This window comes from Ferrovibrio sp. GW821-FHT12E11 (assembly GCF_058806975.1).
This window is the reverse complement of sequence record NZ_JBXAQG010000001.1, coordinates 398,578-419,297: the sequence shown is the minus strand read 5'-3', so window position 1 is coordinate 419,297 and position 20,720 is coordinate 398,578. Positions and strand designations below refer to the sequence as shown.

Here is a 20,720-nt window from a genome sequence, read left to right as displayed (position 1 = left end):
GCCGTATAAAAACACGGCATGGACGACTTTGATCGGAAAATACTAGAGCATATTCAGGTATTCGGGCGTAGTTCGTACGGAGAGATCGGGGCGGTTATCGGCCTGTCGGTTTCGGCGGTGAACGAGCGGCTGAAAAAGCTGGAAAAGCAGGGCGCCATCGCTGGTTGGACAGCGCGCCTGGACCCGGTAGCCGTCGGCTGCGAAGTTCTCGCCTTCGTCTATGTCCTGATTGAACGGCCGGAGCATGAGCCGGCTTTTCTGGCCCTGGTGCGGGAAGAACCCACCATCCAGGAATGCCATCATGTGGCTAGTGACTGGTCCTACCTGCTGAAGGTGCGCACGGCGAGCCTAGCCTCGCTGGAGGACCTGGTGGCCCGCCGCATCAAGGCGTTGCCGGGCATTCCCCGCAGCCAGAGCATCATTGTGCTGTCCACGGCCAAGGAAACCGCGGCCATTGCGATCCCGGTACCCCGGACGTGACGGCGGATTCAGAGCTTTTTCTGCGCGGCATCCTGCTCGGGCTGGCGGTCGCCATGCCGGTGGGACCGATTGGCGTGTTGTGCATCCAGCGTAGTCTGGCCGGCGGATTCTGGGCCGGATTCAGCGGCGGAATCGGCACTGCCGTGGCCGATGCCGTGTATGCCGCGCTGGCGGCAGCCGGCTTTGCCGCCCTGGCCGGCCGTATCGGGCCGGTACAGGGTGTTCTGCATTGGGCGGGGGCAGCCTTTATGCTCTGGCTCGGCTGGAAAACCATCACCAGTCCGGTGACCGATGCGGCCGCCGACCTGCCGCAGGCTGGCCGGCCCCTGCGGCTTTTCGCTGTCACATTAGTGCTGACCATGAGTAATCCGACAACCATTCTGTCCTTTGCCGCCCTGTTTGCCGGACTGGGGCTGGCAGCCGATCCGACGCTGGATGCAGCGGCCATGGCGGTTGCCGGGGTTTTCATCGGTTCGCTGCTTTGGTGGGCTGTTTTGAGCGGTGGCGTGGCGGCATTACGACAGCGGATCGGTCGCACGGCGCGGGTCTGGATCAATCGTATTGCCGGTAGTGCGCTGATCCTGTTCGCACTCGCACTCGTGCTCTAGCCAAGCCTTGTCAGCCCCGGGCTGAATCGGCAAGCTGCGTCCCCAGTTTGGCGCAACGAGGCGCCATTTAAAGGAGATATCCGTGATGATGATGCGATGGAAAACGTTGGGCGCGGCGCTGCTGCTGACGACTGGCGTGTTGGCCGCGCCGATGCTGTCGGCCCAGGAACTCAAAATCGGCATTTCGACCGAGCCGAGCGCGATGGACCCGCACTATCACAATCTCGGTCCGAACAACCAACTCGCTTTCACCATTTTCGACACCCTGATCCTGCAGGACGAGACCCAGAAGCTGGTGCCCGGTCTGGCCGAAAGCTGGACGGCGCTCAACGACACCACCTGGGAATTCAAGCTGCGCAAGGGCGTGAAGTTCCATGACGGTTCGCCGTTTACCGCGGCCGACGTCGTCTTCTCCATGGCGCGCCCGGCCAAGGTGCCGAACAGCCCGTCGCCGTTCACGCTGTTCACCCGCTCGTTCAGCGAAGTGAAGGTGGTCGACGACTTCACCGTGCAGTTCATCACCAAGGCGCCCGCGCCGCTGCTGCCGACCGATGTCAGCCGCGTCGCCATCATGTCGTCCAAAGCCGCCAAGGCCGATGTGGCCGAGGGCATGACCACCGAAGCGCTCGGCAAGGGCGAAGGCCTGGTCGGCACCGGCGCCTACAAGTTCGTCGAGTGGACCCGCGGCAACCGCATCGTCTTTGCTGCTAACAAGGATTACTGGGGCGACAAGCCGAAGTGGGAACGGGTGATCTATCGCCCGATGTCGAATGACGCCGCCCGTGTGGCAGCCCTGCTTGCCGGCGATGTCGACATGATCGAGAATCCGCCGCCGGCCGACCTGAAGAAGCTGCGCGAGAATCCGAATGTGAAGATTAGCCAGGCCGTTTCGAACCGCCTGATCTACATCCATCTCGACAGCTTCAGCACGCCGGCCACGCTGGGCATCACCGACGTGACCGACAAGAATCCGCTGAAGGACGTGCGGGTCCGCAAGGCGCTGTCAATGGCGATCAACCGCGACGCCATCACCAGCCGCATCATGGAAGGCCTGGGCCAGCCGACTGGCGACTTCCTGCCGTCGCCGATGTTCGGTACCCGCAAGGATGCCAAGCCGGAAGCCTTCAATTCCGACGCGGCCAAGAAGCTGCTCGCCGATGCCGGCTATCCGAACGGCTTCAGCATCACGCTGGGCACGCCGAACAACCGCTATATCAATGATGCCGAAGTGGCACAGGCGGTGGCGTCGCAGTGGACCCGTATCGGTGTGAAGACCAAGGTGGATGCCACCACGGCCACCGTGTTCTTCAAGAACCGCGACGAGTTCAAGTATTCCGCCTATCTGGCTGGCTGGGGCGCCGGCACCGGCGAAATGTCGGATCCGCTGCGCTCGCTGGTCGCCACGCCGATCCGCGAAAAGGGCTTCGGCGGCACCAACAAGGGCCGGTATTCGAACCCGCAGCTCGATGCAATCATCGAACAGGCGCTCGGCACCGTCGACAATGGCAAGCGCGAAATGCTGCTGCAGCAGGGCTCGAAGATGGCGATGGACGACCAGGCGCTGATCCCGCTGCATATCGAGATCACGCCCTGGGCGACCCGCAAGGGCCTCAGCTACAAGGCGCGGGCCGACCAGTACACGGTCGCCAACGGCGTCGCCCGCGACTGACCGCGGCATAGCCGGAAACAAAGACGCCGCGGGAGCGATTCCGCGGCGTTTTTTTATGAGAGGAACTGTTCGTTGAGGATGCGCTCTTCCAGGCTGTGGCCGGCATCGAACAGCAGGGTCAGGCTGAGATCCGGCGCCTCGCGGATTTCCACGCTCACCACATCGCGCACTTCGTTGAAATCGGCGGTCGCCGAGACCGGACGCTTGGCGGTTTCCAGCACTTCGATTTTCACGATGGCATTGCGGCCGAGCAGGGCGCCGCGCCAGCGGCGCGGCCGGAAGGCGCTGATTGGCGTCAGTGCCAGCACCCCGGCCGAAAGCGGCAGCACCGGGCCGTGGGCGGACAGGTTATAGGCGGTGGAGCCGGCTGGCGTCGCCACCAGGGTGCCGTCGCAGACCAGTTCCTCCACGCGCACGCGGCCATCGATCAGGATGCGCAGCTTGGCGGTCTGGCGCGTCTGCCGCAGCAGCGCCACCTCGTTGATCGCCAGCGCTTCATGGCTTTTGCCCGAGGCGGTGGTGGCACGCATGCGCAGCGGATGCACAGTGGCGGCCTGGGCTTCGTTCAGCCGCTCGACGAGGCTGTCTTCGCTGTATTCGTTCATCAGGAAGCCCAGCGTGCCCTGATTCATGCCATAGATCGGCGTCTGGCCGGTCATATACTGGTGCAGGGTCTGCAGCATGTAGCCGTCGCCACCGAGCGCCACGATCACATCGGCCTTTTCCGGCGCCACATCGCCATAGCGTGCGGCCAGCCGTGCGCGCGCGGCCTCGGCGGCATCGCCTCTGGCGGCAACAAAGGCGATCTTGTTAAACTGCGTCATGGGATACGTGCCCGCCAGCCTTGGTTGGAGCGACTTCAGACCTGCAACTGCGGTCAGTATAACCAGCCGGGCAGGGGGCGGACAGCCCTCGGCGCGGCCGTCGAAGGCGGGATTGCCAGCTACAGGGGTGTGGGATGCTGATGCGTCGGTTCAGACAGGTTTTCATCATCCAGGCCCTGGCCGTGCTGTTGCTGGCCGGTATGGCTGACGCGGCGGAAAAGGATCGCCATGCGGGTTACTATTATCCGCCGCTCACATCCCGCGAGGTCTACAAGGCGCGCGCCGTGGTAATGCCCGAGGCATCGGGCGATGTGCGCCTGGGTTTTGTCACCGGGCTGGCCTACCAGCAGAATGCCCGGCCCTATCCGCCCACCTTTGTCATGTTCGCCAAGGGCGAGGACTTCGAGCGCCTGATTATCGTCGCCATCGGGAACGGGTTCCGCGGCCTGTATCAGGCGCGGGCGGTGCTGGCGCAGATGACCAGCATTGCGCGAGGCGCGCCGGTGTTTCGCGACAACGGCCTGCAGGATATGCTGACCTTCCTCGACCTGGCCCGTATGCTGGGCTTTGAGGAATTGACCATTTCCGATGGGCAGACTTTCGCTCATCGCATCGATCTGAAATAGAGGATTGCGGCCATGACGGTATCGGTTTGGAAGCGGCTGGCGGTTGCGACAGTGCTGTCGCTGGGCGTCGCCATGGCGGCGCATTCGGCCGGGGCGCAGGAGCTGCGGATTGGCCTGTCGACCGAGCCCAATTCCATGGACCCGCATTATTTCAACCTGACGGCCAATAACCAGATTGCCTATTCGGTTTTCAGTACTCTGATCCAGCAGGACGAGACGCAAAAGCTCACGCCTGGTCTTGCCGAAAGCTGGACGGCGCTGAACGATACCATCTGGGAATTCAAGCTGCGCAAGGGCGTGAAGTTCCATGACGGTTCGGCTTTCACGGCAGCCGATGTCGTCTTCTCGATGGCGCGCACGGGGAAGGTGCCGAACAGCCCGTCGCCCTTCACGGTCTTTGCCCGCGCTTTTTCCGATGTGAAGGTGGTCGACGATCACACGATTCATTTCATCACCAAGGGGCCGACACCGCTGCTGCCCAACGACCTGAGCCGCGTCGCCATCATGTCGTCCAAGTCGGCCAAAGCCGATCTCGCCGAGGGGCTTGCCACCGAAGCGCTTAACCGCGGCGAGGGCCTGGCCGGCACAGGACCGTACAAGTTCGTCGAATGGACACGCGGCAACCGGCTGGTGCTGGCGGCCAATCCGGATTACTGGGGCGGCCAGCCGAAATGGGAGCGGGTCATCTACCGTCCGATGTCGAACGATGCCGCACGCGTTGCCGCGCTGCTCGCCGGCGACGTGGACATGATCGAGAATCCGCCGCCGGCCGACATGAAGAAGCTGCGCGAGAATCCCAACCTGAAGATCAGCGACGTGGTGTCGAACCGCCTGATCTATATTTCGCTGGATGTGGGCGAGCCGACCGCGGGCATCCCTGATACCGACGGCAAGAATCCGCTGCGTGACGTGCGCGTGCGCAAGGCGCTGTCGCTGGCGATCAACCGCGAGGCGATTGCCAGCCGCATCATGGAAGGCTTGGGCAAGCCGGTGGGCGATTTCCTGCCCAGCCCGATGTTCGGCACCCGCCCGGATGCCAGGCCCGATCCATATGACGCCGACCGCGCCAAGAAGCTGTTGGCCGAGGCGGGTTACCCGAACGGTTTCACCATCACCATCGGTTCGCCGAACAACCGCTATATCAACGATGCCGAAGTGGCGCAGGCGATTGCCTCGCAATGGACCCGCATCGGCGTCAAGGCCAAGGTGGATGCCGTGAATGCCACGGTGTTTTTCAAGAACCGTGACGAATTCAAATATTCGGCCGGCCTAGTCGGCTGGGCTGCCGGTACTGGCGAAATGTCGAACCCGCTGCGTTCCATTGTCGCCACCGTCAACCGCGAGAAAGGGTTCGGCACGGCGAACAAGAGCCGCTACTCCAACCCGGCGCTGGATGCGATCATCGAACAGGCCATCGGCACGGTGGATAACGCCAAACGCGAGGCGCTGCTGCAGCAGGGTTCGAAGATGGCGCTGGATGACCAGGCGCTGATCCCGCTGCATATCGAGGTGACGTCCTGGGGATTGCGCAAGGGTTTCAGCTACAAGGCCCGCGCCGACCAGTACACCCTGGCCGATGGAGTGTCGAAAGACTGAGGCTCAGCCGGCCGCTTAATCAGCCGCCGGTCTGGTCAGCCTCCGGTCACGCTCATATGGCGCGGTACGGCGGCGGCGGCCTGGCGGCGATCGATGATGAAGTCATGGCCCTTGGGCTTGCGGGCGATGGCTTCCCGGATGGCGGCTTCCAGGGGCAGGTCGCTTTCCGACATCCGTAGCGGTGCGCGCAGATCGGCGGCATCGTTCTGGCCCAGGCACATATATAACGTACCTGTGCAGGTGAGGCGCACGCGGTTGCAGCTCTCGCAGAAATTATGCGTCATCGGCGTGATGAAGCCGAGCCGTCGGCCGGTTTCTTTCACGGTGTAATAACGAGCCGGACCACCGGTCTGGTAATCGGTATCTTCGAGAGTCCATTTGCGCTGGATCTGGCCGCGGGCCATCGACAGCGGCAGATACTGGTCCAGCCGTGCGGCTTCGCCGATCTCGCCCATCGGCATCACTTCAATCAGCACAAGGTCGAAACCTTCATCGCCGCACCAGGCGATCAGGTCGTTGAATTCCATGTCATTGACGTCGCGCAGGGCGACGGCATTAATCTTCACTTGCAGCCCGGCTGCCTTGGCGGCCTGCAGGCCGGCCATCACCTTGTCGAGCTTGCCCCAGCGGGTGAGCTCGGTAAACTTTTCGGCATGCAGCGTATCGAGCGAGACGTTGATGCGGCGCACACCGGCCGACGCCAGGCCATCGGCGTATTTTTCCAACTGACTGCCATTGGTGGTGAGCGTCAGTTCGTCAAGCGCGCCGGTTTTCAGGTGGCGACCAAGATTGTCGATCAGGGTCATGATGCCGCGGCGCACCAGAGGTTCGCCGCCGGTCAGGCGCAGCTTGCGCACCCCCATGCGCACAAAGGCCGAGCAGAGCCGGTCGAGTTCTTCCAGGCTCAGGACGTCGGCTTTCGGCAGGAAGGTCATGTCTTCCGCCATGCAGTAGACACAACGGAAGTCGCAGCGGTCGGTGACCGACACGCGCAAATATGAAATCGAACGGCCGAAGGGGTCCTGCATGGTGGCGCTTAAGATAGTGGCGGGGCAGGGTCCGGGCAACCCCGGCCAATCCCGGGCTTTGCGGCGGTTTACGCCAGCGGCAGCCGGACCTCGACCACATCATGCCCGTGGCTGCCGGCACTTTTGAAGCCCAGTTCGGTGGCCAGCGCCCGCATCGCCTGGTTCTCGCGCAGGATGTCGCCGATGATCTCGCGGGTCCCGCGCTGCCGGCAATAGTCGATAATCTTTCGCATCAGGATTTCGCCCAGACCCTGCCCCTTCATGTCGGTCCGCACCAGCACGGCAAATTCGGCGCGCAGATTGTCGGGGTCGGTGATCGCGCGCACCACACCCAGGGTCTCGGCCTGTCCGTCACTCTTGAGGCGGGTGGCGATGAAGGCCATCTCGCGCTCGTAGTCGATCTGGGTGAAGCGTGCCATTTCCGAATGCGGCAGGCTGCGCATTGGCGAGAAAAAGCGCAGGCGGTAATCCTCGGCCGAAACCTGGCTGACGAATTCGGCGTGGGCGGGCTCATCCTCGGGGCGGATCGGCCGCAGGAGGACCTTTTCGCCGTCTCGCAGTTCAATGGTTTCTTCCAGGCCGCTGGGATAGGGGCGGATCGCCAGACGGTCATGACCCGTCACTGTGCTGTGCCGCACCACCATGCGGGCATCCAGCGCCATCATGCCCTGGTCGTCGGCGTAAAGCGGATTGATATCGAGTTCGGCGATCTCGGCGTGGTCGGCGATCATCTGGGCAACGCGGATGATCAGGGCAGCCAGGGCATCGCGGTCGACCGGTGGAAAGTCGCGATACCCGGCCATCAGGCGACTGACTTTGGTACGGTCGATCAAATCCTGGGCCAGATGCATGTTCAGTGGCGGCAGGGCCACGGCGCGGTCGCCGATCACTTCGACCCCCAAACCGCCCTGGCCGAACATGATGGCAGGTCCGAAAATCGGATCGGTGAGGGCGCCAACGATCAGTTCGTGGGCGCGCGGACGTCGGATCATGGCCTGAACCGTGAAGCCGTCGAGGCGCGCCTGCGGCCGATGCTGGCGGACGCGTTCGAGCATGGCGACGGCGGCGGCCAGCAGTTCTGCTTCGCTGCTGAGATTGAGGGCCACACCGCCGACATCGGATTTATGCGTGATATCCGGCGATAGAATCTTCAGCGCGACCGGATAGCCGATGTGCTGCGCCGCTGCAACCGCATCGGCGGGGGTTGCAGCGGCCGCGGTCGGCACGGTCGGAATGCCATAGGCGGTGAGAATGCGCTTGGCCTCGATCTCGTTGAGCATGCTGCGCTGCTCTGCCAGCGCCGTCTGGATCACGGTGCGGACGGCGGCATGATCGGGCTGGAAATCCTGCGGCATCTCTGCCGGTGTTTCCATGAGGTTTTTCATGTTGCGCCGATAGTCCACCATATGGGTGAAGGCGCGGATCGCGGCGTCGGGCGTGTCATAAGAGACCAGTCCCGCTTCGGCAAAGGCCTTGCGTGCCGGCAGCACGGAATCGCCGCCCGACCAGCAGGTGAGGATGTTCTTCGTGGTGCCGCGTGCGGTTGCGATCACCGCTTCAGCCGGCGCCAGCGGCGGCGCAATCGCGGTCGGGGCGTGCATGACCAGAACGGCATCGACGCCGGGATCTGTCATCACCGCATGCAGTGCTGCGGCATACCGCTGGGGCTGTGCATCGCCGATAATATCCACCGGGTTGGCATGCGACCATGTGGTCGGCAACACCCGGTCGAGCGCCGCCACGGTGATGGGGTTCAGTTCCGCCAGCAGGCCGCCATGTTCGATCAGGGCGTCGACCGCCATCACACCCGGACCGCCGCCATTGGTCACGATGGCCAGACGCTCGCCCGGCAGGCGGCGGCTGCGCGCCAGGGTTTCGACGGTCTCGAACAGTTCTTCGATGCCGTCCACCCGCAGGATACCGGCGCGTCGCAATGCGGCTGTGTAAACATCGTCGCCACCGGCCAGCGCCCCGGTATGCGAGGCTGCAGCCTGCGCAGCGCGTGCGTTGCGTCCCGATTTTACGGCGACGATCGGTTTGGTGCGGGCGGCTGCGCGGGCAGCCGACATGAATTTGCGCGCGTTCTTGACGGACTCGATATACAGCAGGATGGCACGCGTCTGCGGATCGCTGGCGAGATAATCGATGATGTCGCCAAAATCCACGTCGGCGCTGTCGCCTACCGAAAGGAAATGGCTGAAGCCGATGCCATGCTGCTTGGCCCAGTCGAGCACGATGGTGCATAGCGCACCGGACTGGCTGACAAAGGCGAGTTGTCCGGCCTCGGCATTGGTATGGGCGAAGCTGGCATTCAGGCGCAGGCCGGGCACCAGCAGGCCGATGCCATTCGGTCCCAGGATGCGCAGTAGATGCGGCTTGGCGGCATCCAGCATCGCCTGCTGCAGCGTGCGGCCATCGGCCGTGGTCTCGGCCGAGAGGCCGGCGGTGAGCACGACTGCGGCGCGGCAGCCCATGGCCGCCAGCGCCTCGATCTGCGGCGGGACCTGTGCGGGCGGCACGGCGATGACGGCCAGATCCGGTGCGCTGGGCAGGGCGGTCACGCTGCCATAACAGGGCCGTCCCTGCAGGTTGCGGTATTTCGGATTAACCGGCCAGACCGCGCCGGCAAAGCCGCCCTGCACCAGATTGTCGAGCACGACGGTCCCGACCTTGCCCGGGCGGTCCGAGGCGCCGATGACGGCGACCGAGCGCGGTGCGAACATTTTGTCGAGATTGCGAATCGTCATGCGGCAGCACTATAGCGGATCGGTGACGGTGGCGTGACGCACCATATGAATCGCCGGCGGAATGGCAGCCAGCACCAGGGCAACGGCCAGCCAGTCCGGCAACGGTCCCCAGAGGATCATGGCTGCGCAACCGCCAATTAGCAGCACGCTCAGCGCGAGTGCAGATGCTGTTATGCGTTGTGGGCAATGCTGCCAGGCCGCGACAGTCAGAGTAACGGTGCTTGCCAGATTGGCCAGCAGCATCGCGCCGGCCACGCCTTCCAGTCCGGCCAGACGTGCAGCCGGCCAGACTGTGGCAAGGAATATTCCGAGCGCCAGCAGGTTGTTGCTGACCGACCAGCCGGTGCGACCGGTTCGCAGGATGCCGCTGGTGAGTGGCGATTTCACGGTAATGACCACGCGCGACAGCAGCAGCAGCGCATAGAGCCCTGCCATCTGCGGCATGGGATCATGGGCCAGCAGTCCCGACAGTAGCGGTTGTGCAACCAATGCAGCGAGAGCAAGCAGTGCCGCCGCCGCAAGGGCAAGGCTGGTCACCCGACTGACGATCTGTGCGGCTTCGGGACGGCGTAGGGCGTGGTGCATAAGGCCGCCCCAGGCCATGAAAAAGGGCAGGGCCAGCAGGCCTTCGAACAGCAGGGTGATGCGATTGACCACTAGGAACAGGCCAGCCGCTTCGATGGAGATCATGGCGGCGAGCAGAAAACGGCAGAGCGTATCGAGGCTGTAACGCAGCATCAGTCCCAGCATCAACGGCACGCCATACCGCAGCAGCTGCGTCATTTCGTCACCACGGATTTTCAGAGACAGGCGGCGTCCCACCATGGACAACGCGAACAGGCTGGATAATCCCAGCGACACGGCCTGTGCGATCAGCAGGCCGGACAATCCGTAATCCAGTCCGGCGACCAGCCAGGTGCTGAGCAGCAGCAGCAGCACCAGTTGGGCGATGGCAATGGCGCCGGTGAGCCAGATATGGCGGCTGGCGCGTAATTCGGTCAGCAGCATGGATTGTACCGCGCCGAACAGCGGCGGTGGCAGCAACAGCCAAGCCATCGGCAACGGCGCCGCGTCGAAATAGGCCATGACCGACGCGCTGGAAAACAGCAAAACCAGCAGCAGGCCGATCAGAAGACTGGCGGTGATGGTGAGCAGCAGCGCGTTGCCGAGCAGGACGGGGCGCTGCTCGGGCGGGTGCTGTGCATAATAGTAGAGATAGGCGAATTTCATACCCAGCATGGCCAGCGTGCCGGCTTGCACCTGCGCCGCCTCGATCAGGCTGTAGAGGCCCAGCTCCGATGGCGACAGGTACGCGGTGATCAGCGGCAGCAGCAGCAGATTGCCGAGGGTGAGCATGCCAAGCGACAGGAAATAGCCGGAATAATCGCGCAGCAGGGCGGCGGTGAAGGCGGCCGGGCCGGCCAGCCGTTCCGGTGCGCGGGCGCTGGACGGGGCTGCGCTGGCGGGCATGGACTCGGGAACGCTCAGGACATTCTCCCGGGACGGGCCTGACCGCAGTCGGGGGCTTACGAATCCCTTAACGGTCATGGCATAAACATCGGCATATTATCATGCAGCCCGATCATATTATCCGGAAAATCAATGAAGCGCTGGCCGCGGCCAAGGCGTTCCAGGCCGGCCGTCGTTTCGACGACGCACGCCATGCCTGCAGTCTGGTGCTGAAAGTCGATCCGCAGAATCGGCGGGCGAAGATTCGCCTCGGCCTGATCGCGAATGCCGAAGGCCATTACGAGCTGGCCGCTGGGTATTTCGGTGAAGCCGTGGCGCAGATGCCGCAGGATGCCTATGCCGTGCGTCTGCTGGCCATGGCTTGGCGCCAGGCCGGCCGGCCGGAGCAGGCCGAGGATGTGCTGGATCGTCTGATGCCGGCACTGCCCGAAGATGCCGAGCTGTTGCTGGAAAAGGCGCGCTGCCGCATCGACCGCGATGCGGCGACTGAAGCCGTGCCCTATCTCGAGCGCGCCGTTGCCCTGGCGCCCGATCATGCGGCAGCCAACAGCTTTCTGGGCATCGCGCGGCGCAGCGCCGGCGATCGTCCGGGCGCGCTGAGCGCTTTTCAGGCCGCACTCGCGCTCGACCCGCGCGATGTGGCGGCGCTGAACGGCATCGGCAACGATCTGCTGGAGCGCGAACAGTTCGATCAGGCCGTGGCCTATTACCGCAAGGCGCTGGAGTTGCAGCCGGGCTTCATGAAGGCGCACAAGAACCTCGCCTACACACTGAGCCTCACCGACGATACGGTCGCCGCGCGCGCCTGTTTCGAGGATTTGCTGGCGCGCTATCCGACCTATGCCGAGGCGCGGATGGATTTTGGCCTGTTCCTGCTGTCCAGCCGGGACTACGACCGCGGCTGGCGCGAATTCGAGGGGCGCTGGGATTTCAATGGCTATCGCGAACCCGACTGGGGTGCCGGTCTGCCACGCTGGGACGGCGCGCCGCTGGCCGGGAAGCATCTGCTGCTATGGGGCGAGCAGGGCATCGGCGACCATATCCTCTATGGCACGATGCTGCCGGCTGCGATCAAACGGGCCGCAGGACTGGTGACCATTGCTGTCGAGAAGCGGCTGGTGCCGGTTTTCGCGCGGGCGCTGGCATCGGACCGGGTGCGTGTGATCGAACGCGACGGGACCATGCAGGCCGATCTGCAATGCCCGTTCGGCAGCATGGGACAGTGGTTGCAGGGTGAAGAACGCAATGGCGGTCATTATCTGAACGTGGACGAGGCGCGCGCGGCAACATTGCGGGCGCGCTATGCAGCATTGGGCAAGCCGGGCGACCGGTTGATGGGCCTGTCCTGGCGCAGCATCAACTGGCATATCGGCGCCTATAAGAGCCTCGACCTGAAGACACTGCTGCCGATCCTGAAGCGGCCCGGCATCGTTTGGGTCAGTCTGCAATATGGCGATGTGGCAAGAGAGATCGCCAAGCTGGCGGCGCGTCAGGGCATCGTGGTGCACCAGGACCCGGAGATCGACGCAACCAACGACCTCGAGGGTCTGGCAACGCAGATCGCGGCGCTGGATGGCGTGGTCAGCACCAGCAACTCGACCGTTCATTTCGCTGGTGGGCTGGGCAAGCCCTGCTGGGTGCTGCTGCCTTACGGGCGTGGTCGTATGTGGTACTGGCCGCGCCATGGCGAAACCACGCCATGGTATGATTCCCTGCATCTGATGCGTCAGCACTCGCCCGGCGACTGGTCGGGTGTGCTCGATGCGGTGAACGGGGCGCTCGATGGCCACGGCTGAAGCGAAATCCGAAGCCGCCCGTCTGCTGATGGCCGGGGTCGCTGCCCATGGCCGCAACGACCTGGCGCAAGCCCGGCAGAACTACGAGGCTGCCTTACAGGTGATGCCCGATCAGGCCGATGCGCTGCATCTGCTTGGCGTGATCGCCGACCAGGAAGGCCGCCCGGCCGATGCCGTTGGCCTGATCCGCCGCGCCATCGTGTTATCGCCGCAGGCTGCCGAATTCCACGGCAACCTCGGCACGGCGCTGCTCGGCACCGGCGACCGGCCGGCCGCGATGGCGGCCTATCGTCAGGCCCTGGCCCTCGACCCGGCCTATGCGCAGGGTCATATCAATCTGGGCAACCTGCTGCAGGATGACGGCGATGCTGCGGCTGCATTGCCGCATTACCAGTCCGCCGTGGCGCTGGCGCCGGCCGATCCGGCGGCGCGGCGCGGTCTGGGTACGGCGTTGCTAGCATTGAAGCGCGACCAGGACGCATTGGAACAGTTTGCCACGGCCATCCAGGCCAGCCCCGACGCCGCCGATCTGCGTGATCTGGTGGCGCGTGCGCTCGGCAATCTTGGCCGCTATCCCGATGCGATCATGCATCACCGCAAGGCCATGGCGCGTGCGCCTGCCGATCTGCGCTATCGCGAATCCTATGCCAGCACGCTGCTGAAAAAAGACACGCCCGGAGCGCGCAGCGAAGCCGAGCGCGAGTTGATGGCCGTACTGGCGCAGGAGCCGGACCGGCTGGAAGCGCTCATCACGCTCGGCGCCGTACTGATGAAGCAGCAGCGTCCCCATGATGCGCGGCCCTATCTGGAGCGTGCCCTAGCGCAGCGACCGGACCGTCTCGATGCTTTGGTGAACTATTCGGCCGCGCTGTCCTTCGCCGGCCGTTTCCCCGAGGCGCTGGCAACGGCAGAACAGGCTAATCTGCTTTCGCCCGACGATTGCATCGTGCTGGCCCATCGCGGCACCGTGCATGAATATGCCGGCGACTATGAGCGTGCCCTGGCCGATTATGGTGCGGCGCTGCAGGCCACGCGCCGCCGCACGCCGGAGATGCTGGCCGAGGTGGAACTCAAGCTTGCGGTGCTGCAACTATCGCTTGGCCGGTTTGTCGAGGGCTGGCCGCGCTATCGCGCACGGACCGATGTGCGGCTGCCGGATCCGCGTGGCGCCGCCTTCCGGGCGATGCTGCCGGCCTGGGATGGCGAAGTTCGTGCCGGCCAACGCATCCTGGTCTGGGGAGAACAGGGCATCGGCGACCAGATCATCTATGCCGCGATGCTGCCCGCGTTACAGGCGCGCGGGGCTGCCTTCATCTTTGTCTGCGATCCACGGCTGGTGCCATTGTTCCGCCGGTCCTTTCCGCAGATGGCGGTGGAAGCGGCGCGGGAAGGCGAGCTGGAGCGATTCAGGGGGCAGGCCGATGTACAGATCGGCCTGGGCGAACTCGGCCTGTGGCTGCGGCCCAGCCTGGCAGATTTCCCGGCACCGGCGGCTTATCTGCGTGCCGATGCCGATGCGGTTGCCGAACTGCGCCATCGGTATCGCAGCCATGGACGGAAACTCACCGTCGGCCTGATCTGGCGCAGCGGCAATGTACGCATGGGCGGCTACAAGAGTGTGCCGTTGCGCGACTGGGCGCCGGTACTGCGGCGCCCGGACATTCTCTTCGTTGACATGCAGTATGGCGATACGGCGGAGGAGCGCCGTCAGGTGCAGGAGACGCTCGGCGTCGATATCCTGCATGATGACAGCGTGGATGCCATGAACGATATCGACCGCTTCGCCGCCCAGTGCGCCGCCGTCGATCTGGTGATCGGGGTGAGCAGCAGCGGCCAGCATGTGGCGGCCGCGCTGGGCCAGCCCTGCTGGATCGTGCTGCCCGGCGGCCTCGGTCGGCTGTGGTACTGGTTTCTCGACCGCAGCGACAGTCCCTGGTATCCGCAGGTCCGTCTGTTCCGCCAGCCGCCGGGCCATAGCGAAGACTGGGCTGCGACCATCGCGCAGGTCGGCGCAGCGCTCGATGAGCGGTTGCGGGGAGGCGCGGCATGAGTATCTCGTGGCAGGTGTTGCTGCAGCAGGCTGCAACCGATCATGCCGCCGGCGATCTGGTGCGCGCCGAGACGGCTTATCTGTCGGTACTGCAGCAGATGCCGATGCAGGCCGATGCCCTGCATCTGCTCGGGGTGCTGCGGGACCAGCAAGGCCAGCATGAGGCTGCTGTCGACCTGATCCGGCAGGCTCTGCAGCAGGCGCCTGATGCTGCCATGTTCCACGGTAACCTTGGCAACGCGCTGCTGGCCCTGCACCGAGCGGCTGAAGCGGAAGTGGCCTATCGCGATGCCATCCGCCTCGATGCGACCTATATCGAAGGGCATTACAATCTTGCCAATCTGCTGCGCGACCGTGGCGAGATTTCTGCCGCGCGCGAAGCTTTTGAAACCGCGCTGAGGTTGCAGCCTGACCATCTGCCGGCGCGTAACAACCTGGCGATGCTGCTGTGGGAAGATCTCGGCGACAGCGCGGGTGCGGCGGCGCAGTTCAACCGGCTGCTGGCGCTTGCGCCGGACTGGCCGGCGGCGCGCATGAATCATGGGCTGTTTCTGCTCGGCAATGGCCGCTATGCCGAAGGCTGGCGCGAGTATGAATGGCGCTGGCGCAATCCGGCCTATACGGAACGGGACTGGAGTCTCGGTCTGCCGCGTTGGAACGGCCAGCGCCTGGATGGCCCTCTGCTGCTGTGGGGCGAGCAGGGCGTTGGCGACCAGATTCTATATGGCACCATGCTGGCCGATGCGGCGCGGCGCTGTGGCCAGCGGGTCATCGTCGCTGTGGATCCGCGTCTGGTTGCATTGTTCACGCGCAGTCTGACCGGCGCGCAAGTCAGCGTTGTTGCACGCGGCGCGCCCGTTGATGCCGTCGCGCAGGCGCCATTCGGCAGCATGGGACAGTGGCTGCGATTGCAGGAAACCGATTTCGCCGCATTGCCGGCACGCGGATATCTGCAGGCCGATGGCCTGCGGCAGCAGCAGTTGCGTGCGGTCTATCATGATATGGCCGGTGCTGATCGCGTGATTGCAGGCATCTCGTGGCGCAGCGGCAATACCAGTATCGGCGGCCATAAGAGCATTCCACTGCCGGATCTGCTGCCGGTGCTGCAACGGCGCGACATCTTCTGGGTCAGTCTGCAGTATGGCGATGTGGCCAGTGATCTGGCCTGGCTGGGCGAGCGCGGCGTGACGCTGCATCACGATCCGGCCCTTGATGGCCTGCGTGATATGGACGGCTTTGCCGCCCAGGTCGCAGCACTGGATCATGTGGTGACGGTCAGCAATACCGCCGTTCACGTGGCCGGAGCCCTTGGAATCGCCTGCCATCTGCTGCTGGCCAGAGGGCGGGGACGGCTGTGGTATTGGCCGGCAGAAGGGGCTGACAGCCGGTGGTACCCGACTGTTACACTCTGCCGACAGATCAGTCCGGGCAGCTGGTACGGGCCGATCCAAGTCGTGACGCGGGCTTTTGAGGACTGCAAAAGGTAGATTTTATTGTAGTAAAACAGTCATTTGCCACCCGCTAAGGCAGTATAATCCGCCTGCGGAGCAGAGGCTTCCCTAACGGAAGCGGTATGGTGAATAATTGGTAAAGATTTGGTAATGCTCTATTTTTCCAGCCCGTCACCCATTTTTTCTGTTGACGAGATGGCCGCCGGTCTGGTTTAAAAGCCACGGTCCTTAAAAAAGGGCATGCCTAACTACTTCCTAGAAAGGGAAACACAATGGCTAATTCGGTCAATACCAACGTTGGCGCGCTCGTTGCTCTGTCCTCGCTGCGCGGCCTCAACGCTGACCTCGACAAGACTTCCAAGCGGGTTCAGACCGGTTTCAAAGTTGCCGACGCGTCCGATGACGCCGCCGTCTTCGCGGTGGCGCAGGGCATCCGCGGCAACATCAAGGCTTATGCCTCGGTGCAGTCCTCGCTGGCTGCCGGCGAAGGCCTTGGCCAGGTGACCGCTGCCGCGCTGAGCGGCATCTCGAACCTCGTTGGCGACATCAAGGCGAAGTTCGCCAACCTCGCCGACGGCTCGCTGACCACTGACCAGCGCACCGTTTACCAGAACGACGTGACCAAGCTGATCGGTCAGATCACCAACTACATCAATCAGGCGACCTACAACGGCAAGAACCTGCTGAACAGCGACACCACCTCGGCGGTCACCTTCGTGGCCGACGTGACGGGCACCACGCTGACCCTGCAGAATTCGAGCAACCTGTCGACCGCGACGAGCGAAGCGGGCGGCCTGTCGGTCACTCTGGCTGCTTACACCTCGGCTGGCGGCTACTCGGCCGCTGTCTCGGGCCTGGGCACCTTCGAATCGCTGGTCAACTCCATCTCGGCGCAGATCGCCGCGCAGTCGCGCTCGATCACGCTGCAGAAGGGCTTCGTTGACGACCTGGTCGACGCCACCAAGAAGGGCCTTGGTGCCCTGGTTGACGCCGACGTTGCCGCTGAGAGCGCCACCCTGCAGTCCCTGCAGGTTCGCCAGCAGCTCAACATCCAGGCGCTGTCGATCGCCAACCAGCAGCCGAACACCCTGCTCAGCCTGTTCCGTTAATCGGCAGTCTGATCTCTTTCGGAAAAGGGGGCCTTATGGCCCCCTTTTTTTATCTTTTCGGTTTTCGGCCAAGGCCTGCCGGCGGCATTCCTTGACGGGGCTGCGGAAGCGGGATAGCCCTCTCTCAGGGCCCATCAACAGTGGAGGGAGGGGACGCAGACCCCTCCGGATCTCGTGCCGCTTATCATCACGCTCAAGGCCGGTGAGAAGTTCATTTTGAACAGGGCGGTGCTGAGCCTGTCGAAATCAGCCAGCATCATTATCGAAAATAAAGCATCCTTCCTCCGCGAAAAGCACATTATGCGGCTGGAGGATGTCGATTCACTGGCCAAGAAAATCTATTATCTCTGCCAGCTGGCTTATCTGTGGGAAGAGAAGTTCGACGAGTATTACCCCCAGATTAAAGAGGCCAGTTTGGAGTTTGTTAAGGCGGCGCCGAGTACTCATGCGGTGATCGCCTCCCTCGGAGCGGCCCTGGTCCAGAAGGATTACTTCAATCTTCTGAAGCTGGCCCGCCGCCTGATCGAGGTGGAGAGGAGATTGCTTGATGCCGGGACCAAACCCCTACCAGACAGCGCAAAACACCCTTGAGACGCCGCGGCAGCTCGAGTACCGCCTGTTTTCGGCGGTGACGCGAGCGCTGATGGACGTCCGCCCGCTGATGGGCACCGGCAGCCCCGCCGAAGTCGCCAAGATTGCCTATGCCATCGGCTGGAACCGCGATGTCTGGAATCATCTGATGCCGGAAGTGCTGGACGAAGCCAACCGGATGAGCAAGGACCTCAAGGTCTCGCTGATCAACATCTGCATCTTCGTCAACAAGCATACCGACAAGATCACCCAGGGAATCTCCAAGGATGTCGATGCGTTGATCCAGATCAACCGCAATATTATGGACGGCCTCAAGTAGGCTGATATCCGGCTGCAGATGGGCGGTCTCTCCCCCGACTGGCGGCAGCGTCTTGCCGCTGCGATGCAGCACCATCAGTCCGGGCAGCTTGCCCAGGCCATCGCGCTTTACCAGCAACTTGCGACCGAGCAGCCCGACCATGCCGATGCCCTGCATCTGCTGGGCATGGCGCTCGATCAGGCGGGCCTTCCGGCGCAGGGCAGGCCTGCGATCGAGCTGGCAATCCGGCTGTCGCCCGACACGCCCGCCTATCATGTCTCGCTTGGCAATGCCTGTCGGGCTCTGGGCGATGGCGATGGCGCCGCCGCGGCTTATGCGCAGGCGCTGCGGCTGATGCCGGCCATGGCCGATGCCCATAACGGGCTCGGCCTGCTGGCCCAGCAGCGACAGGACTGGCCGGCGGCGCGCCAGCATTTCCAGGCCGCGCTGACCGTTGCCCCCGGCGATACCGATGCACAGCTCAATCTGGCTGTGACGGCATGGTCTGCGGGCGAGACCGAGGCCGCGCTGACGGCGCTCTCGGCCCTGCTGGCGGCACATCCCGCCTACATGCCCCATGTGGTGCAGCTGGCGCGCAAGGCGCTGACCGGGCGATCTGCCGCATCCGCCACGCGCCTGATCGATCTGCTGGCGGCCTCCGGCCTGCCGGCGGCTGAACTGCATGTGCTGCGCGGCAATCTGGCGGCGGGAACCGGCGATGTGACGCAGGCGGAGCAACACTACCGCGCTGCCCTCGATGCGATGCCCGACAACCGCGATGCGCTGCGGCTGCTCAGCCATCTGCTGCTGGAGCGTCAGGATTATGCTGCGGCCTTGCCGCTGCTTGAGCGCGCCCATGCGCTGCAGCCGGGCGACTTTGCTGTTTTCTCCGGGCTGGGCGCGGCGCTGATGCGTACCGGCGCTTACGAGCGCGCCATTGCCGTGTTGCAGCAGGTGGTCGCGCATGATCCCGCACTGACCGGTGCATGGAGCGACCTTGTGATCGCCTGCGTGAAATTGTCCCGGTATCCGGAGGCGATTGCAGCCCTGCGCCAGCTGATTGCGCTCGATCCCGGCAACGCAGCCAATTATGCAAATCTCGCCAGCTACGAGGCGCATATCGGCAACATGCAGCAGGCCGAGGATGCCCTGGCCATCGCGCTGTCTCATGATCCCGATGCCGCTGCCACGCTGGGCACGCTGGCCAATATCCGCGACCTGCGCGGCGATGCGGCAGAAGCCGAAGCGATCTATCGCCGTCTGATCGCGCGCGATCCGGCGGATGCCGTCACGCAGACCAACCTGGCGCTGCTGCTGCTGCGGCAGGGCCGCTATGCCGAGGGCTGGGCGCATTATGCCTGGCGTTCGAAAGCGCGCGACTGGAGCAGCGCCGATGGCAGCCGGGGCCTGCCGCGCTGGGATGGTCATATGCCGCCGCCCGGTCCGTTGCTGACCTGGCGCGAGCAGGGCATCGGCGACGAAATTCTCTATGCCTCCGTGCTGCCAGAACTGGCCGCGCGTGGAGTGCCGATCGTGCAGGCCACCGATCCGCGTCTGGTGCCGCTGTTCGCCCGTTCATTTCCCGATATTCGCGTCGTGGCGGATGACGGCAGACTGGATGTCGCCGCCCTTGGTCTCGCCTGCCAGCGGCCACTGGCGGATCTGGCCGCCCTGTGCCGGCCGGACATGGCCAGTTTCGCAGCGCATCCGAACGCCTATCTGAAAGCGGCTCCCGAACGGCGCACGCTGCTGCGCGACCGGTATCAGGCGACCGGGAAAAAGCTGCTGATCGGTGTGGCGTGGAGCAGCCGCAATCCGCGCACCGGTCGCAACAAGTCGCTGTCGCTGCTCGACATGCAGCCGCTGCTCCAGGAGCCCGATGCAACCTATGTGTCGCTACAGTATGGCGCGGCGGCCGGCGACATCGCCGAGTTGCAGGCGCAGGCGGGTCTGCAGGTGCTGCAGGATGCTGAAATCGATCCGCTGGCCGATATCGATGCCCAGGCCGCGCAGATTGCTGCCCTCGACCTCGTGGTCACGGTCAGCACGGCCACCGCCCATCTGGCGGCGGCGCTGGGGGTTCCGACCCTGATCCTGCTGCGGCAGGACTGGGGCCAGCTCTGGTACTGGGGCGAGGCCGGGGTCCGGACGCCGTGGTATCCCGCCGTCCAGCTCTGCCGCGTACCGCGCGGTGCCACCGCTGCCGATCTGGTGGCCCGGGGCCGGGTGATGATGCAGGGCATGCTGGCCCCGTTTCGCAGCCGCGGAATGCCATAGGTCGGAAAGGGGCTTGTCTGCTAGAATTGCCCCCAGCTGCTTGCCACTGGACGCCGCATTTACGTTCGATAAACCAAAATATGCGAGGAAGGCGTTGGCT

Annotated in this window: 16 protein-coding genes; 12 read left to right on the top strand and 4 right to left on the bottom strand. The window is 64.1% G+C overall.

Going from position 1 to position 20,720, the window contains the following annotated elements; genetic code table 11:
• Nucleotides 1–18: 18 nt before the first annotated feature.
• From AC1ROT_RS02105 to AC1ROT_RS02095, 3 genes are all read left to right on the top strand, one after another.
• Nucleotides 19–480 carry an Lrp/AsnC family transcriptional regulator gene (locus AC1ROT_RS02105; RefSeq protein ID WP_492970385.1) on the top strand — a complete coding sequence of 154 codons (462 nt, stop codon included), beginning with the start codon at nucleotides 19–21 and terminating at the stop codon, nucleotides 478–480.
• Complete coding sequence (locus AC1ROT_RS02100; RefSeq protein ID WP_492997061.1) at nucleotides 477–1,088, top strand: LysE family translocator; 612 nt, start codon at nucleotides 477–479, stop codon at nucleotides 1,086–1,088. Before AC1ROT_RS02105 ends, AC1ROT_RS02100 begins: the two co-directional genes overlap by 4 nt.
• Before the next feature lie 85 nt (nucleotides 1,089–1,173).
• Entirely contained in the window at nucleotides 1,174–2,757 is a 1,584-nt protein-coding gene (locus AC1ROT_RS02095; protein ID WP_492970765.1) for an ABC transporter substrate-binding protein, read from the top strand.
• 53 nt (nucleotides 2,758–2,810) lie between these two features.
• On the opposite strand, the gene AC1ROT_RS02090 is transcribed toward AC1ROT_RS02095, so the two are convergent.
• Nucleotides 2,811–3,581 carry an NAD kinase gene (locus AC1ROT_RS02090; RefSeq protein ID WP_492997060.1) on the bottom strand — a complete coding sequence of 257 codons (771 nt, stop codon included), beginning with the start codon at nucleotides 3,579–3,581 and terminating at the stop codon, nucleotides 2,811–2,813.
• Between the two features lie 140 nt (nucleotides 3,582–3,721).
• On the opposite strand from AC1ROT_RS02090, the gene AC1ROT_RS02085 reads away from it, so the two are divergent.
• The gene (locus tag AC1ROT_RS02085; protein WP_492970388.1) at nucleotides 3,722–4,207 is read left to right on the top strand and encodes a molybdopterin-guanine dinucleotide biosynthesis protein A; all 486 of its coding nucleotides are present in this window, start codon (nucleotides 3,722–3,724) and stop codon (nucleotides 4,205–4,207) included.
• 12 nt (nucleotides 4,208–4,219) lie between these two features.
• Nucleotides 4,220–5,803: an ABC transporter substrate-binding protein gene (locus tag AC1ROT_RS02080; protein WP_492997059.1), complete on the top strand. Its 1,584-nt coding sequence runs from the start codon at nucleotides 4,220–4,222 to the stop codon at nucleotides 5,801–5,803.
• A gap of 35 nt (nucleotides 5,804–5,838) precedes the next feature.
• Here the strand turns inward: AC1ROT_RS02080 and moaA are convergent, their stop codons facing one another.
• From moaA to AC1ROT_RS02065, 3 genes are all read right to left on the bottom strand, one after another.
• Nucleotides 5,839–6,831: a GTP 3',8-cyclase MoaA gene (moaA, locus tag AC1ROT_RS02075; RefSeq protein WP_492997058.1), complete on the bottom strand. Its 993-nt coding sequence runs from the start codon at nucleotides 6,829–6,831 to the stop codon at nucleotides 5,839–5,841.
• A 68-nt stretch (nucleotides 6,832–6,899) separates the two neighbouring features.
• Nucleotides 6,900–9,578, bottom strand: a complete 2,679-nt coding sequence (locus tag AC1ROT_RS02070) for a bifunctional acetate--CoA ligase family protein/GNAT family N-acetyltransferase (RefSeq protein WP_492997057.1) — start codon at nucleotides 9,576–9,578, stop codon at nucleotides 6,900–6,902.
• A gap of 9 nt (nucleotides 9,579–9,587) precedes the next feature.
• Nucleotides 9,588–11,048: a lipopolysaccharide biosynthesis protein gene (locus AC1ROT_RS02065; RefSeq protein ID WP_492997056.1), complete on the bottom strand. Its 1,461-nt coding sequence runs from the start codon at nucleotides 11,046–11,048 to the stop codon at nucleotides 9,588–9,590.
• A 101-nt stretch (nucleotides 11,049–11,149) separates the two neighbouring features.
• Here AC1ROT_RS02065 and AC1ROT_RS02060 point away from each other — a divergent pair, with 101 nt between their 5' ends.
• The 7 genes from AC1ROT_RS02060 (at nucleotide 11,150) to AC1ROT_RS02030 (ending at nucleotide 20,620) form a co-directional block, all read left to right on the top strand.
• Nucleotides 11,150–12,844: a tetratricopeptide repeat protein gene (locus tag AC1ROT_RS02060; RefSeq protein WP_492997055.1), complete on the top strand. Its 1,695-nt coding sequence runs from the start codon at nucleotides 11,150–11,152 to the stop codon at nucleotides 12,842–12,844.
• Entirely contained in the window at nucleotides 12,831–14,894 is a 2,064-nt protein-coding gene (locus AC1ROT_RS02055; RefSeq protein WP_492997054.1) for a tetratricopeptide repeat protein, read from the top strand. Before AC1ROT_RS02060 ends, AC1ROT_RS02055 begins: the two co-directional genes overlap by 14 nt.
• Entirely contained in the window at nucleotides 14,891–16,381 is a 1,491-nt protein-coding gene (locus tag AC1ROT_RS02050) for a tetratricopeptide repeat protein (protein WP_492997053.1), read from the top strand. The genes AC1ROT_RS02055 and AC1ROT_RS02050 overlap by 4 nt, the downstream gene beginning before the upstream one ends.
• 236 nt (nucleotides 16,382–16,617) lie before the next feature.
• A complete protein-coding gene (locus AC1ROT_RS02045) occupies nucleotides 16,618–17,454 on the top strand; it encodes a flagellin (RefSeq protein ID WP_492970396.1) in 837 nt (278 codons plus the stop codon).
• A 174-nt stretch (nucleotides 17,455–17,628) separates the two neighbouring features.
• Entirely contained in the window at nucleotides 17,629–18,045 is a 417-nt protein-coding gene (locus AC1ROT_RS02040) for a flagellar biosynthesis repressor FlbT (RefSeq protein ID WP_492970397.1), read from the top strand.
• A complete protein-coding gene (gene flaF / locus AC1ROT_RS02035; protein WP_492970398.1) occupies nucleotides 18,002–18,364 on the top strand; it encodes a flagellar biosynthesis regulator FlaF in 363 nt (120 codons plus the stop codon). The genes AC1ROT_RS02040 and flaF overlap by 44 nt, the downstream gene beginning before the upstream one ends.
• A gap of 18 nt (nucleotides 18,365–18,382) precedes the next feature.
• On the top strand, nucleotides 18,383–20,620 hold the full coding sequence (locus tag AC1ROT_RS02030) for a tetratricopeptide repeat protein (protein ID WP_492997052.1): 2,238 nt from the start codon (nucleotides 18,383–18,385) through the stop codon (nucleotides 20,618–20,620).
• Nucleotides 20,621–20,720 lie beyond the last annotated feature (100 nt).